14 protein-coding genes are annotated in these 15,479 nt (G+C 41.9%); 10 read left to right on the top strand and 4 right to left on the bottom strand.

The genetic code is table 11. The features are described from left to right. The first annotated feature begins 1 nt into the window (after position 1). Entirely contained in the window at positions 2-1,126 is a 1,125-nt protein-coding gene (locus WDA22_08705) for an ABC transporter permease (protein ID MFA5833544.1), read from the top strand. On the opposite strand, the gene WDA22_08700 is transcribed toward WDA22_08705, so the two are convergent. Then, positions 1,123-3,876 carry a patatin-like phospholipase family protein gene (locus WDA22_08700; protein MFA5833543.1) on the bottom strand — a complete coding sequence of 918 codons (2,754 nt, stop codon included), beginning with the start codon at positions 3,874-3,876 and terminating at the stop codon, positions 1,123-1,125. The two genes, WDA22_08705 and WDA22_08700, sit on opposite strands and share 4 nt — an antisense overlap. Positions 3,877-3,878: 2 nt before the next feature. Between WDA22_08700 and WDA22_08695 the strand changes: the two genes are divergently transcribed. The 9 genes from WDA22_08695 (at position 3,879) to WDA22_08655 (ending at position 12,849) form a co-directional block, all read left to right on the top strand. Then, positions 3,879-4,253 carry a hypothetical protein gene (locus WDA22_08695; GenBank protein ID MFA5833542.1) on the top strand — a complete coding sequence of 125 codons (375 nt, stop codon included), beginning with the start codon at positions 3,879-3,881 and terminating at the stop codon, positions 4,251-4,253. A 143-nt stretch (positions 4,254-4,396) separates the two neighbouring features. Next, positions 4,397-5,302: an isoaspartyl peptidase/L-asparaginase gene (locus tag WDA22_08690; GenBank protein ID MFA5833541.1), complete on the top strand. Its 906-nt coding sequence runs from the start codon at positions 4,397-4,399 to the stop codon at positions 5,300-5,302. Positions 5,303-5,311: 9 nt separating this feature from the next. Beyond that, complete coding sequence (locus WDA22_08685; GenBank protein ID MFA5833540.1) at positions 5,312-6,592, top strand: methyltransferase domain-containing protein; 1,281 nt, start codon at positions 5,312-5,314, stop codon at positions 6,590-6,592. Between the two features lie 5 nt (positions 6,593-6,597). After that, positions 6,598-7,086, top strand: a complete 489-nt coding sequence (locus WDA22_08680) for a tetratricopeptide repeat protein (protein ID MFA5833539.1) — start codon at positions 6,598-6,600, stop codon at positions 7,084-7,086. A gap of 54 nt (positions 7,087-7,140) precedes the next feature. Then, the gene (locus WDA22_08675) at positions 7,141-8,001 is read left to right on the top strand and encodes a DUF58 domain-containing protein (protein MFA5833538.1); all 861 of its coding nucleotides are present in this window, start codon (positions 7,141-7,143) and stop codon (positions 7,999-8,001) included. 4 nt (positions 8,002-8,005) lie between these two features. Next, on the top strand, positions 8,006-8,539 hold the full coding sequence (locus WDA22_08670; GenBank protein MFA5833537.1) for a methyltransferase domain-containing protein: 534 nt from the start codon (positions 8,006-8,008) through the stop codon (positions 8,537-8,539). 136 nt (positions 8,540-8,675) lie between these two features. Then, the gene (gene uvrA / locus WDA22_08665) at positions 8,676-11,573 is read left to right on the top strand and encodes an excinuclease ABC subunit UvrA (protein MFA5833536.1); all 2,898 of its coding nucleotides are present in this window, start codon (positions 8,676-8,678) and stop codon (positions 11,571-11,573) included. 24 nt (positions 11,574-11,597) lie between these two features. Then, complete coding sequence (locus WDA22_08660; protein MFA5833535.1) at positions 11,598-12,251, top strand: carbohydrate-binding family 9-like protein; 654 nt, start codon at positions 11,598-11,600, stop codon at positions 12,249-12,251. Then, positions 12,244-12,849, top strand: a complete 606-nt coding sequence (locus tag WDA22_08655) for a hypothetical protein (GenBank protein ID MFA5833534.1) — start codon at positions 12,244-12,246, stop codon at positions 12,847-12,849. The genes WDA22_08660 and WDA22_08655 overlap by 8 nt, the downstream gene beginning before the upstream one ends. Here the strand turns inward: WDA22_08655 and WDA22_08650 are convergent. The 3 genes from WDA22_08650 to obgE are packed head-to-tail and all read right to left on the bottom strand — an operon-like array spanning position 12,839 to position 15,473. Then, entirely contained in the window at positions 12,839-13,441 is a 603-nt protein-coding gene (locus tag WDA22_08650; protein ID MFA5833533.1) for a DNA-3-methyladenine glycosylase, read from the bottom strand. The two genes, WDA22_08655 and WDA22_08650, sit on opposite strands and share 11 nt — an antisense overlap. After that, positions 13,441-14,487, bottom strand: coding sequence for a Holliday junction branch migration DNA helicase RuvB (gene ruvB, locus WDA22_08645; GenBank protein MFA5833532.1), 1,047 nt, complete (start codon positions 14,485-14,487; stop codon positions 13,441-13,443). Before ruvB ends, WDA22_08650 begins: the two co-directional genes overlap by 1 nt. Continuing rightward, positions 14,484-15,473: a GTPase ObgE gene (obgE, locus tag WDA22_08640; GenBank protein MFA5833531.1), complete on the bottom strand. Its 990-nt coding sequence runs from the start codon at positions 15,471-15,473 to the stop codon at positions 14,484-14,486. The genes ruvB and obgE overlap by 4 nt, the downstream gene beginning before the upstream one ends. Positions 15,474-15,479 lie beyond the last annotated feature (6 nt).

Genomic DNA, 15,479 nt, shown 5'->3' with positions numbered 1-15,479 from the left:
TATGAATCTCCTTCGGTTGAAAGCTCTGATCCAAAAGGAATTCGCGCAGTTTTTTAAAGATAAAAAACTGTTGCCACTCGTTTTTGTTGCGCCGATCCTTCAGTTGATATTCCTTGGTTATGCAGCTTCGTTGGATGTGAAAAATATTGCATTCGTTCTCTGTGATCTGGATAAATCGAGTGAGAGCAGAAAACTTGTCGAGGCATTTACAAATTCCGGATACTTCTCCATGGAATATTCCACGGAAGATTATTCCGATGTGCAGAAGTATCTGGACAACAGTCAAGCAGGAATGGCCCTTGTTATTCCTCCAAGATTCGGCGACAAAATTGTACGAAGAGAACCTGTTGATGTGCAGATACTATTTGATGGAAGTGAAGGGAATTCGACCGCCATTGCATCGAGTTATGCGATGCAGATCATCAACCGATACTCTCAGCAGATTCTATTGAATATCGTTGGCGATGTACGAAAGCTTGGGGGGATCTCGACCGAAACGCGTGCCTGGTACAATCCAACTCTGATCAGCAGATTATTCATGGTTCCCGGTGTTCTGGTGCTTCTTCTGCTCGTCACAACAACCGTGCTCACCGCTATGGCAATTGTGAAAGAAAAGGAAATAGGAACATTGGAGCAGCTTCTTGTTACACCACTTCGGCCGGTAGAGTTGATTATTGGAAAGCTGATTCCGTTCACATTGATCGGTCTGATAGTCGTCACGGTAGCGTTACTGGTGATGGTATTCGGATTCTCCATTCCGATACGGGGGAGCGTGGTACTATTGTATCTGTTTACGGTGGGATTTCTGATGACGTCGCTCGGTCTTGGACTTTTTGTCTCCACCACAGCTAAAACTCAACAGCAGGCGATGATGGTTGGGCTATTCTTCGTGTTGCTTCCAATGATGTATATTTCCGGATTTGTCTTTCCTATAGAGAATATGCCGTCGATCCTGCAATGGTTTGCGGCGATGGTTCCGATGAAGTATTATCTAATTGCTATTCGTTCGATTATCTTAAAAGGTGTAGGGCTTTCGGAACTGTGGTTTGAAGCAACGATGTTGTTCGTCATGGGAATTATGATACTAACGGCAAGCGTGCTGCGGTTCAAGGAGAAGATCGATTAGAGTATGGGATAACCCAAGGAGATATATGCAACAATCGGACCCAATGTCAGTGGCTGGTCGAGTAAATCTCTTCTGACATAGAAACTTCTCCCAAGGGAAAAATTAACTGGTCCGGCCGGTGTATCGAGTGACAAAATAACTCCGATACCGTGATGGAAGTCTCTAATACGCATATCTTCCCGCTGGGGCCAAATACTCCCAAGATCGTATCGCACCCGAAAATAGGTATCCCAAATTACTTGAAAAGGGAACCGAGTACGAAATTCAAGACTTGTCAGAAAAATCTGACGTCCCCGTGAATCATATTCTCGCAATCCAAAGAAAGAATCCTCACCACCTAAAGAGAATTGCTGAGTCAGCGGAAGTGTTTGATCACCAAAGCCGACAATGAGTTTCGGATGGACAGTAAAGATGCTGTATGATGTATTTGTTTCATACGCAAAATAGATTTTGGAATATCCTACGTCTCCGACAACGCCTTTGAGTGTTGATGTGGCTGTTTCCCAAGAAAAATTAGTTAATGAACCTTTCCGGGCAAATGGATATTGGTCGCGGGAATCGATAGTTGATGAGATTCTAAATGCCTGAAGGGTGAATTCTTCCGGATTATATCCTGTACCGGAAATAAACTTTACTTCATCAGATTCGAGTCGATATTCTATGGTAAATATTCCAAACCGTTCAACCTGCTGACCTAATTGGAATGAAACGCCATAGAGAATTTGTCGGTATTCACCGTTGCGCGAGCGGACGAATCGCGTTTGATTATTTTTTAATGGATCGGTGAAATAGGAGTAAATATCCCGAAGGTCGTAATAAGCGTCAAGATTAAGAGTAAAGTGGGTGTTGAATATTCTATTTGCCTGGAAGTCGAAGAGATATTTTCTATTCCTGAGTCCTCCCGCAAAACTTGCACCGATTTCGGTTGCCGTCCCTAAGAGATTCTCATTCCTAAATTCAAGAGATGGCTGAACATTTCTCTCATTATCAATTCTAAATCCAAGCCTTGATACATCAGTCGGTTTTTCTTCCATTTGGATTGTAATGACAGGAAGTCCCTCTTCGTATCCGACATCCATCAAAACTTGCTCAAAGAGATTGGTACCGTACAAACTGAGAAGAGCCCTTCGCCCTTTTTCCACGGTAAAAATATTCCCATCGCGAAATCCCAATTCACGCCAGATCACCCAATCACGGGAAGTTTCCTTTCCCTTCAAATATATTTTATGAATAATTCCTTCGTTAATTAAAAGAGTGAGTTTGCCGGAGAGCGTATCGAATGCCATTGTTTGAATTCGCGCCAATGAGTAGCCATTCTCGCGATATTTGGATAACAATTGTTCGAAAGCAATTTCCATCTTTGGGAAATTGAACGGACTATTCAAAAGTGGTTCCAGGGGAGCAATGAGTTCATCTGTTTCAACAAGCGTATTTCCTGAAATCTCTATAGCACGAAAGATCGGATTTTGAATTGTATAGATTTGTAAATCTGCAGAGCTATCGCTTATCGATACTTCACCAAAAGTCTGTTGATACCAGCCGGTGTTATACAGATTCGAAATAATCTCGCGCAGCGCCGGGATAGATACACTTGAGTTCGTCTTCAAAGTTGAAAGTATCATAGTATCCGATGATACTATATTCGAGGTAACATTTCTGATGGTGAAGGAGAAATTGGAGAGTGGTGACGCATCCATCAAGGCGGCTCGTTCCTTGCTATAGATGCTGTCTTTAAGATCTTTCATTTTATTTTTGGTCGCAAATCTTCCCTGCTGCTGTACGAACGTAAGTTTTGAAAAATCAACGGAAGGATAAAAACCAAGATCTGGTGTGATGACAATTGTAGCACTGTCTAATGCCTGTTTATTTTTTTGCTGAGCCATAATATTGACGATCTGGTCTGCTACTTCCCATGCATTATTCAATTGTGTGGCAGTTCGTAAAGGGCTGACGGCGTTAACGGCAATGATAATATCCGCCCCAAGTTTTTTTGCTACTTCAACAGGAATGTTTGAAAGTAATCCTCCATCCGTTAATTCCAGTGTGTCCTTTTTTAAAGGATTGTACAACAATGGGATTGAAATACTTGCTCGTAATGCTTCAGAAAGGTTTCCCGAACTGAACACAATTTGTTTTCCCGAGATTAAATCCGTTGATACACATCGGAATGGGATTTTCAGATCGTCAAAAGTCGCTACAGGATGATACAAGCTTTGCAGTGTCAATTGATTGATAAAGTTTGTCAATCGCTGTCCGCTGGAAACGGCTGAAGGCAATACCGGATTCAATCCGTCAAAGCGAAGCGTCAATCGCTTTCGATCCGCTGCAACCTTATGGGATAGATATAAGTCTTCCCGTTCGTTATCTTGTGTAAGAGAGAGGACGTAATTCCAATCGGTAGAATCAACAAGTCGTTCAAGTTCTGCGGTCGTATATCCTGAGGCATATAATCCGCCGATGATTCCGCCAATACTTGTCCCGACAATGTAATCTATCGGAATATGATTCGCTTCGAGTTCTTTTATGACTCCGATATGAGCAATGCCTCTTGCACCTCCGCCGCTTAACACTAGGCAGACTGTTGGGCGTTTTATTTTTTTATATTTTATGGTAAATGAAGAATCAGCGGGTTTGTCAGAAAATACCGGTGTAATGATCAATTTTTTTTCTTGGGGAAAAGCGAACATTACAACAAAGAGGGTAAAAAGAGAGAGTTTTGCAGTGATATTTAAAAAAACACTTTTTAGCATAGTTGATTATTCAACATACACAAATTTTAAAAAAAATGCCCGCTTTTTCAGCAAACCGTTTATCATGTACGGATAGTATAGTTGATGATGTTTGTCACACATTCTTCAGCAATAAAGAGTTTATTAAGGTCATCACTAACAACTTATGGGGTGCTATGGATAATTCTGATACTCATGCTGCAAAAAAGAAACGTACGTATATTTTGTTTTTTAATGTCGCTGTAATGATTTCCAGTTTTATGATTGCTCTTATCGCGTTACCGTATGAAATGTTCTTTGTTGTTGCGGTGATTATTCTGTTTGCATTACGTGACATTGAAAAGGATATAACAAAATTTGGTACGAAACATTCACCAACTTTAACAAATATGAAATAGAACACTACGATGGTTCTCTAGAAAAGACAGCAGGTGCTGTCTTTTCTTGTTTTAAACCGTCATCAGAACATTTTTCCATAGGACTAAAATGTTTTATTAATTAACTTTCTCAAACAAATTTTAGTATAACTACTCTTACGATTATGATTTCGTTCATTGTCCATGGCGGGGCTTGGAATATTCCGGATGACATGGTTCATGCGCATCGGATGGGAGTTTCGAACGCTCTTGAAATAGGCTGGAGTATCTTGTCCAAAGGAGGGGATGGTGTTGATGCTGTTGAACAAGCGGTGAAATCCATGGAAGATGACCCAACATTTGATGCTGGAAGAGGTTCATTTGTGAATGCCCTTGGTGAAATTGAGCTTGATGCCAGTATCATGAATGGAAGTGATCTTCGGTGTGGAGCGGTTGCGGCAGTGCAAAACATCCGAAACCCGATCTCCCTGGCGCGGCTGGTGATGGAAAAAAGTGAACATGTGTTGCTCTCCGGAATTGGAGCAGTCCGTTTTGCGAACGAGAACGGGATGCTGCAATGTAAAAATGACGATCTTCTAGTCGGCAGGGAATTACAACGATGGAAAGAGCTGCAATCCAAAACTTCCTTTGCGACAAAAGATGCTTTCACATCAAACCTTCCGTCAGATACTGTTGGAGCGATTGCATTTGATAAAAATGGAAATATCGTTGCCGGAACGTCTACCGGAGGAACGCCGAACAAGTATCCCGGTCGTGTTGGTGATTCGCCGTTGATTGGCTGTGGAACATATGCAGACTCTCAAATAGGCGGCGTATCATGTACTGGATGGGGAGAGGCGATTATGAAAGTAGTTCTCGCTAAAACAATTATTGATCAGATGGAAATGAATGGGGCAAATGGCGATGCTGCAGCACAATTCGGTATTGATCGCCTTGCAAAAAAAGCTGCCGGCTATGGTGGGGTTATTGTCCTAGATAAGTATGGAAATCCGTCAGTCTGTTTTAACACACCTCGTATGGCTCGTGCATACCGAACTTCCGAAATGCAATCCAATGTCATCGAGGTATAATTCGTCATTATGAAACTTTCTTCACTCATCGGTCATGTAACCGAGTTATATTCCGATATTTTACATTCGCCAAAACCAGCAGATCGGTTGATGGACCAATTCTTTCGTGAAAGAAAATATCTGGGTTCCAAAGACCGCCGGTTTATTTCCGAGTCACTCTATGGCATGCTCCGCCACAAAAAAAGAATCGAGTGGAGTCTCTCTCTTCTTGAACAAAAGAATACTCCACTGTACGTTTGTGTTTCATATTTACTGCTCGATCATAAAATGTCTGTGGAAAATGTTTCCGGTGAAATGGATATTCCTTTAGACGTGTTGAGACAAATCGATCAGCGCATTAATATTGAACCAGTGTTACATTCTGAGATCGAAACATTCGCTACAAAATTCTCATTTCAAGAATGGATGATTGCAGAATGGGAGACCAATATTGGAAAAAATGAAATTCCTCCATTATGTGCTACCCTCAATCAACAAGCTCCTATCACGCTTCGCGTCAATACGATTAAAATATCAAGAGATGAGTGTCGTCAAAAATTGTTGCAGGAAGGTATTGAAACCGATATTGCTGTACTTTCTCCATACGGTCTGCATTTGAAAAAACGGACAAATGTTTTTCAACTTCAGGCGTTTAAGGATGGATTGTTTGAAGTACAGGATGAAGGGAGTCAATTACTTGCGTTACTTGTTGATCCAAAACCGAAATCAAAAGTGATTGATGCTTGCGCCGGTGCGGGTGGAAAAGCTCTTGCCATGGCTTCTATCATGAACAATCGGGGAGAGATTTTTGCTTTGGATGTACATTCTTTTCGATTGGAAGAACTTCATAAACGGATCAGAAGGAGCGGTGTCGACTCAATTCGGACAAGGGTCATTCAAGCAGACGAAACAATTAAAGAATTTGTGGAATCGGCAGATTATGTATTGGTTGATGCGCCATGTACCGGTACCGGGACGATTCGTCGTAATCCTGGAATGAAATGGAGCGTTTCCCAACTGATGGTGGATGAATTACAGCAGAAACAATATTCCATTCTTACATTGAATTCACAGTATGTAAAACCAGGGGGACGATTAATCTATGCAACGTGCTCATTGATCCAAAGTGAAAATCAGGGAGTGGTGGAAAAATTCTTATCTCTGCATCCGCAATTTGAGCTTGTCGAACCTTCATCTATTTTATCCCGGTATCAACTTGCACATGTGGCAAACAAAAAATATTTTCAATTACTGCCTCATCAGCACAATACGGATGGATTTTTTGCAGCGGTGATGAGATATAAAAATTGATGTATATGAAATTTACCTTATTCATTATCATATCCTTCTATGCGGGTTGTTCTTCCCTTTCGGATGAGGAGCTGTGGAAAATGGTGGAACAAGCGAAAGCAAACAAGAATTGGGATTCAACACTGCAAGTATCGCAACGGATTTTGCAGGAATATCCAGATGGTAAATTTGGTGGATGGGCGCAGTTTGCTATTGCCGAAAGTTATCGCTTTAAGAACCAGCCGCGCGAAGCGTTAAATAACTATAAAATATTTGTGGATCGCTTTCCCACGATGCAGCCAGCCGCACTGTCTCTGTTTCTCATAGGCTATATTTATGGGAACAACTTAAATATGAATGACAGTGCAAAAATTTATTATGAACAATTTTTGACTCAGTATCCCAATCACGATTTGGTTCCATCGGTGAAATTGGAATTAGAATCTCTGGGGAAATCGCCACAGGAAGTACTGGAGCAGACAACAAAACAACAACGATCGGTAACTCGAAAATAATTGAAAACCCAGCTTAAATATCTACAACCAGATGTTGTTTCGAAACTCTCAACCATGGAATTACGGGCTCGACTTGTTGTGGAAGGTTTCATTACGGGACTACACCAAAGTCCGTATCATGGATTCAGCGTTGAATTTGCGGAACACCGTCAATATATGCCCGGTGACGAGATACGCAGGATCGATTGGCGCGTCTACGGCAAGACCGATAGATTCTATGTGAAACAGTTCGAAGAGGAAACGAACCTTAAATCGTATCTTGTGATTGACACCAGTGCGTCCATGAAGTTTGCGTCGGAATTACCAAAATCAAAAGAACAACGGATCTCGAAGATAGAATATGCTTCGTATATTGCTGCATCATTATCGTATTTAATGATTCAACAACGAGACGCTGTTGGTCTTACGTTGTTTGATGCTGCCGTTCATACCACAATTCCTCCGCACGCGACAAAACAACATTTACGCAGAGTGTTAATCGAACTGGAGAAGATTCAGACGGGTGCCGAAACCAATTCCGCTGCCGCACTCCATCTGGTGGCAGAACGAATTTCACGCCGAGGACTCGTGATCATTCTCAGCGATTTGTTTGATGATCCAACAAAAGTGATTGCAGCGCTGAAACATTTTCGGCATAATAATCATGAAGTGTTGGTGATGCATGTTTTGGATCCGCTGGAACGGAGTTTTGCCTTTGGTCAAGATGCAGTGTTTAAGGATGTGGAAACGGGGGAGAGACTGACAACGCAGCCGTATCATATTCAGAAAGCGTATCAGGAAGCAATGAAGGAATTTATTGAACGGTACAAACGCGAATGCCGGGAAAATTCCATCGATTATCTTCTTCTCGACACGGAAACTCCGTTTGATGTGGCACTATTGAACTATCTCAACAAAAGGCAGCGCATTGGATAATCCGTTGAAAAAAATTCTTGATGTTGGCTGCGGGAAACGAAAACGAAGCAATGCTATCGGTATCGACATCAATCCTCGTTCGGACGCAGATTTGTTGCACGATCTTAACCAATTTCCCTATCCGTTTACCGACAATCACTTTGATGAAATCTACGCAGATAACATTCTGGAACATCTGGATGATGTCCTGAAAGTGATGATTGAATTTCATCGCATCACGAAATCCGACGGATTCATAGAAATTACGGTTCCGTTTTATCCTCATCGAAATGCTAATACCGATCCGACTCATAAACATTTTTTTGGAGTCCACTCGTTTGATTATTTTGTCTCAGGAACGGACCATGGTAATTTTCAATATTCCCCTATTCAATTTGCCATGCTCTCTATTGAATTCGATAAAGGATTGGTGAAACGTCACCTTTTTGACAGGATCCTTGCACGATTTGCAAATAGGAATATGGATATGTACGAGAACAGAATGGCGAACATTTTTCCGTTGAGTCAACTGACGTTCCGTTTACAACCGGTGAAGTAAAGTTTTCCTTCACCAATCTTTGCCTCTGCATAGAACTTTCAGTATCTTACCATTTGAATTTTCCCGAATTATTTCTGCACGAAAAATTGAACACTAAGATGTAGTTTACCTTAGAGGTGGCTGCATCTTCATTATTATGAAAAAAGTAAAATCAACAGCTGTTTCTCCCGCGAATACTGAGCATAATATGCTGATTATCAAGGGGGCGCGGGAGCATAATCTTAAAAATATCGATGTAGAAATTCCGCGGGACAAACTCGTTGTTATCACCGGTCTTTCCGGTTCCGGAAAATCATCGCTCGCGTTTGACACCATCTATGCGGAAGGCCAACGACGTTATGTGGAATCTCTTTCAGCATACGCTCGTCAATTTCTTGGACTCATGGAACGTCCTGACGTTGACTATATCGAAGGACTATCTCCTGCAATTTCCATTGAACAAAAAACTGTCAGCACAAATCCCCGATCAACAGTTGGAACGGTAACAGAAGTGTACGACTTTTTGCGTTTGCTGTATGCTCGCGTAGGGACTCAATTTTGTGTCAATGATGGTTCGCGTGTGCAAAAACAGAGTGTCGATCAGATCATCGACGCCATTATGAAAATCCCGCAAGGGACCAAGATTCAAATCCTCGCTCCGATTGTTAAGGGGAGAAAAGGCCATTATCGTGAATTATTCGAAAAGATTTTGAAAGATGGATTCCTTCGTGTGAGAGTCGATAATGAAGTACTGGAAATATCAAAGGGACTCAAACTCGATCGTTACAAAATCCACAATATTGAAGTGGTTGTTGACCGGATTCAGATCAAAAAAGAAAGCCGCACGCGCATTGCGGATTCGGTAGAAGTAGCGTTACAATTTGGCGAAGGGGTATTGATTGTTAACGATGGAAAACAGGATATTCTTTTTAGTAAAAAATATTCGTGCCCGGCCTGCGGGACGAGTTACGAAGAACCGGCCCCAAATTCTTTTTCTTTCAACACAACAAGTGGTGCTTGTTCAGTGTGCGAAGGTTTAGGTGAGAAAAAAGATTTTGATCTTTCACTTATTATTCCAAATCCAAATCTTTCCATTCTACAGGAAGGGATAGCTCCGCTGGGCAAACCTCGTGCAACATGGTTTTATGCACAAGTAAGGGCAGTTTTGCGGCGGTACAAGCTGGATTACAATACTCCTATAAGAGATTTCCCCAAGACTGCCTTAGACGAACTTCTCTATGGTACCAATGGTGAAAAGATTGAAGTGGAATACACCTATGCCGGAGGACGAACGACAACATATAAACATCGGTATGACGGTGTGATGAAAATGTTGCAGGAATATTATAACGATACGGCATCGCTGAAAATTCGGGAGTGGGTGGAGAGTTACATGAGCACAAAATTGTGTCCGGTGTGTGAAGGGGGAAGATTACGAAAAGAGAATCTTGCCATTCAACTAGAAGACGCTAATGGAGGAGAGCGGCATAAAATTTCTACTGTAGTGAAACATTCGTTAATTGAAGCACAAAAATTTTTCACAACACTCACATTTTCCAATAGACAAATGGAGATTGCCCGCCCAATATTAAAAGAGATCAATCAACGACTGGGGTTTATGGTGGATGTTGGTCTTGGATATTTAACGTTGGATCGTGCAGCTCGAACATTATCGGGAGGTGAAGCGCAGAGAATACGACTTGCCACGCAGATTGGTTCTCAGCTTGTTGGAGTTTTGTATATCCTTGACGAACCGAGCATTGGTTTGCACCAGCGTGATAATACAAAGCTGATCAATTCGTTAAAGAATCTTCGCGATCTTGGCAATACGGTGCTTGTCGTTGAGCATGACAAAGAGATGATGGAAAATTCGGATTTCATAGTCGATCTGGGACCAAGAGCGGGCGAACATGGAGGGGAGCTGGTAGCAGCAGGGTCTCCCGAAGAATTTAAAAATGGATTGTCAAAAACAGTTGGTGATCGGTCTTCAACGATTGAATACCTTACAGGAAAAAAGAATATTGAAATTCCTGCAACTCGTAGGAAAGGAAATGGAAAATATCTTTCCATTAAAAGTGCCACCGGCAATAATCTTCAAAATGTTGACCTCCATATTCCGCTTGGTATTTTTACCTGTGTTACCGGAGTCAGCGGCTCGGGGAAATCGACTCTCATCAATGAAACGCTTTATCCAATTCTTTCCCAAAAATTTTATAAAACAAAAATCTCCGTCTATCCATACAAATCAATTGAAGGAATTGAACTGATCGACAAAGTGATCGATATCGATCAATCGCCAATTGGAAGAACGCCGCGCTCTAATCCCGCAACCTACACGGGATTGTTTACGTTTATTCGCGATCTCTTTGCGCAATTACCCGAATCGAAAATTCGTGGTTATAAATCGGGCAGATTCAGTTTTAATGTGAAGGGTGGTCGTTGCGAAGCATGCGAAGGTGACGGAGTGAAAAAGATCGAAATGAACTTTCTACCCGATGTGTACGTGATATGCGATGTTTGCCGTGGTAAACGATATAACAGAGAAACACTGGAAGTTCTCTATAAAGGGAAGTCGATATCCGATGTTCTTGAAATGACTGTGGAAGAGGCCTTAGGTTTCTTCAGTGAAATGCCGGTGATGAATAGAAAGATTCAAACATTGTTTGATGTTGGTTTGGGATATATTCATCTCGGACAGCAAGCAACAACTCTTTCAGGAGGCGAAGCGCAGCGTGTGAAGCTCTCTACGGAGTTATCAAAAGTTGGAACGGGAAACACGTTGTATATTTTGGATGAACCAACAACCGGTTTACATTTTGATGATGTGAAAATGCTCCTTGAAGTGCTCAACAAACTTGTGGATAAGGGAAATACCGTTGTTGTTATTGAACATAATCTTGATGTGATCAAAACTGCGGACTGGATTATAGATCTCGGGCCCGAAGGAGGTTCTGGTGGTGGAAAGATTATTGCAGAGGGAACTCCTGAACATGTGGCCGATTTGAAAGATTCTTACACCGGGCTCTACTTGCGCAAAGAACTTTTCCCGAATTAACATCGTTATAGTAAAGAATTAAATATGTCATCAGAAAAAATAATTCATTGCCACCGTTCCGATTTTATTTCGATTGATGAGATCGATGAATCCTCATTTGCTCATATCGATGTCAGCGAACCACTGAATCTTGCCGATGGTTCAGAACCTCCTCAATCTATTGCTACGCGAGTTGGTATGGAGTGGAATGACAATTCATTGTTAGTCTATTTTCGCGGAAGGTTCGAGGAACTTCGTTGTGCTTCTGCGGAAGAAAATCACAATAACAATACCAAAACAGATCGGCTGTGGGAATTATCTGATGTCTATGAAGTATTTATTGGTGTAAATGCTAAAGACACAAAGCGATATAAAGAATTTCAAGTCTCACCGGACTCGCGTTGGATGGATAGCGATGTGAATAGACAAGTAGGAGTCTCGAACCATTATTGGTATTCCGGAATGCGCTGTCGGTCTATTATTGATAATGATTTGAAGATATGGACTTCCATTTTGGAGCTTCCCTGGAATTGTTTTGGGATGAATAAGCGAAACGAAGATATCTGGAATATAAATTTTTATCGGGCTTCAGGAAAACATCACGGTGATGAATTACTGGCATGGTCAGCCACTGGCTACGGAGAAAAATGCTTCCATCGTCCGGAACATTTTGGAACGATTGAATTTTCGCATGAATAAATACATCATTTTAATAATCTTGATCACACTGAACACCTCTGTTCAAGCACAGGATTCCACACGAGTGAATGAGTCAACAACGCAAGAGAACATTGCGTTGTTGACAATAACAGGCATTATGATTCCCATGGCCATTGCCGGGACCATCATCAGTGTTTTACCTCCTAGTGTTAGTATCGTAACGAATAATGGGAACAATTACGGCGCATTGAATTTTGAAAGTGGAATAGGGTTCGGAGAAAAACGTGAAACAGGTGTTTTTTCGGATTGGAGAATGGGAATAAGCTATTCGTATGTTATATCATCTCATATACGGAATATCTTCCGAGCTGAACTGAAAAAAGATTTTCATTTCGATTTTGTAGACCGCAGAAAGATTTTTCTGGCTGGATTTCATCTTAGTGCAGGACTCCTTACCGATTTTCCGAATGACGGGTATACACTCGGAGCAGGTGCATGGGTTAAATCTCCATGGTTAGGATATTTTGGATTTTTCCCTCAACACACCTTCGGCGCAACCTATCGATACAATAAATACTTCAAAGCGAAAGAGTTTCATGAAGTATCGCTTGGTATTACATCGGCATTTACTTTTTAGAGACCCAGGCATTACCCTTAATATAAAACCGCAGATTCTCTTCCTTAGCCACGCTGATCCCAATCCTTTTTGTTATGACAATGTCTGATTGCGGGATATTTTTTTCGTTCGAAATATAGATGTCATCACCGGTGAGATCTATTCCTGAATGTTTCGTTGTCAATCCAAACGCTTGAGCTAATTTTGCAGGGCCATTAGTCAATCTATGTAGTTGATCATCACCTAAAAGGTGACGGCCAACTTTAAGCTTTCGATTTTTTATCATAATGTCTAGCCCTTCGATTGGTTCTACAGCACGAATCAATACCGCTTCGCCAATTCCTTTTTTATAGGTCACAACATTAGCACAGTAATGCATTCCATAAGTAAAATAGACATAGAGAAATCCACCTTCACCAAACATCACTTTTGTCCGTTCCGTTATACCTCGAAAGGAATGAGACGCAGGATCATCAAACAGATAAGCCTCAGTTTCAACGATGGTCGCAGTAAGAGTTTTCTTCCCGAGGTTTCGGACAAGGGTTTTTCCGAGGAGTTCTTTTGCAACAGTGCTGGTGTCACGGATATAAAATCGACGGGGGAGTTTCCGCATTAAAAGAGGGAATCTTGTTTTGGAGAAGTTTTTTGTTTACCGAAATGCTTATAGGCTAATTCCGTTGCTTCTCTGCCGCGTGGAGTGCGTTGGAGGAATCCTTCCAAAATCAAATATGGCTCATAGACTTCTTCAATTGTGCCTGGTTCTTCTCCTACGGCAACAGCAAGCGTGGAAATGCCGACTGGCCCACCCTTGTATTTTTCGATAATCGTGCGAAGAAGTCGCTTGTCCATATCGTCCAGACCGTGTTCATCAACTTCAAGGGCTTTTAATGCATATTGTGCCACATCTTTGGTGATGATCCCTTTATGATGCGAAAGTTTTACATCGGCTTCAGCAAAATCTCGACACCGTTTTAATAAACGATTTGAGATACGTGGTGTTCCGCGAGATCGTTTAGCGATCTCCATGGCGCCATCCTTGTCGATTTCGATGCCAAGAATTGTTGCGGATCGAACAATGATTGTGAAGAGCACTTCTGGTGTGTAATAATCCAACCGATTGGTGATACCGAATCGTGCACGAAGGGGAGAGGTAAGCAACCCGGCGCGTGTTGTGGCACCAACAAGAGTAAATTTGGGAAGCGACAATTGAATGCTGCGCGCGCTCGGCCCGGAATCGATCATGATATCCAATCGAAAATCTTCCATTGCTGAATAGAGATATTCCTCCACGACAGCATTCACACGATGGATTTCGTCAATAAAGAGCACATCACCTTCGCTGAGATTCGTAAGGATACCGGCAAGGTCAGCCGGTTTATCAAGCACAGGACCGGAAGTGATCTTAATGTCCGTTCCCATTTCGTTCGCAATAATAAACGAGAGTGTCGTTTTGCCGAGTCCCGGAGGTCCGGTCAGAAGAACGTGATCAAGCGATTCCCCCCGTTTTTTTGCAGCGGCGATAAAGATCTTCAGATTATCAACAATCTTTTGTTGTCCCGAAAAATCGTCGAACGCAGAGGGGCGGAGTGTGTTTTCAAATTCTTTTTCAGAATTGACAGGTTCAGTTGCGGTATGTTCAGACTTTCGACTTTGCTTCATCTTCCTTTTAAGACTAATTTCCACATTGCTTCAACAAGGTCAGAGATCCCATCATTGGTTGCAGCGGAGATAAAATGAACAGTAACACTTTTTGGAAATTTTAATTTCTTTAATTCTTTCCGTAATTCATCATCTGCAATATCCAACTTCGTAATGGCTATGATACTTTTCTTCTTGGGAAGGTCTTTGCTAAATGCTTTTAATTCATGTGTTAGCACTTTATAGTCATGCTTAATATCTTCGCTTGTGCAATCGATTAAATAGAGCAATGCTTTTGTCCGCTCAATATGTTTTAAGAATTGAATTCCCAATCCTTTCCCTTCATGGGCGCCTTCAATCAATCCCGGAATATCGGCAACAACAAAACTTTTGCCCTCTTGAAAATAAACCATTCCCAAATTTGGGACAAGTGTTGTAAAAGGGTAATCAGCAATCTTTGGCTTTGCAGCGGAGATCGTTGAAATCAACGTGGATTTTCCCGCATTCGGAAATCCGACAAGGCCGATATCAGCGAGGAGTTTCATCTCTAGTTCAAGATGATATTCTTCACCCGGATCACCCGGAGTGCAAACACGCGGAGCTTGGTTTGTAGGGGAGCGGAACACCCAGTTTCCTTTTCCGCCTCTTCCTCCTTTTGCAATCACAAATTCTTCGCCATCTTCGGTTATGTCCACGATCAGCTCACCGGTTTCCGCATTACGGATTAACGTACCAACCGGGATTTTTACAACGATTGGTTCTGCTGAACGTCCTTCTTTATTTGAACCTTCACCCACATTTCCATTTTTGGCAACAAATTTTTTATGATATCGAAAGTCGAGAAGTGTATTGATGTTTTTGTCAGCTCGGATAATCACATCGCCTCCGACACCTCCATTGCCTCCATCCGGACCCCCTTTGGGGATGAATTTTTCTCGGCGCCAGTGGATGATACCGTCGCCCCCTTTGCCTGATTTAACGTAGATCTTTGCTGAGTCTATAAACATATAAAT

The sequence above is a fragment of the Bacteroidota bacterium genome, from assembly GCA_041658205.1.
Lineage (GTDB): Bacteria > Bacteroidota > Ignavibacteria > UBA10030 > UBA8401 > UBA8401.
The sequence above is the reverse complement of the archived record's forward strand: the minus strand, read 5'-3'. Positions and strand labels throughout refer to the sequence as shown.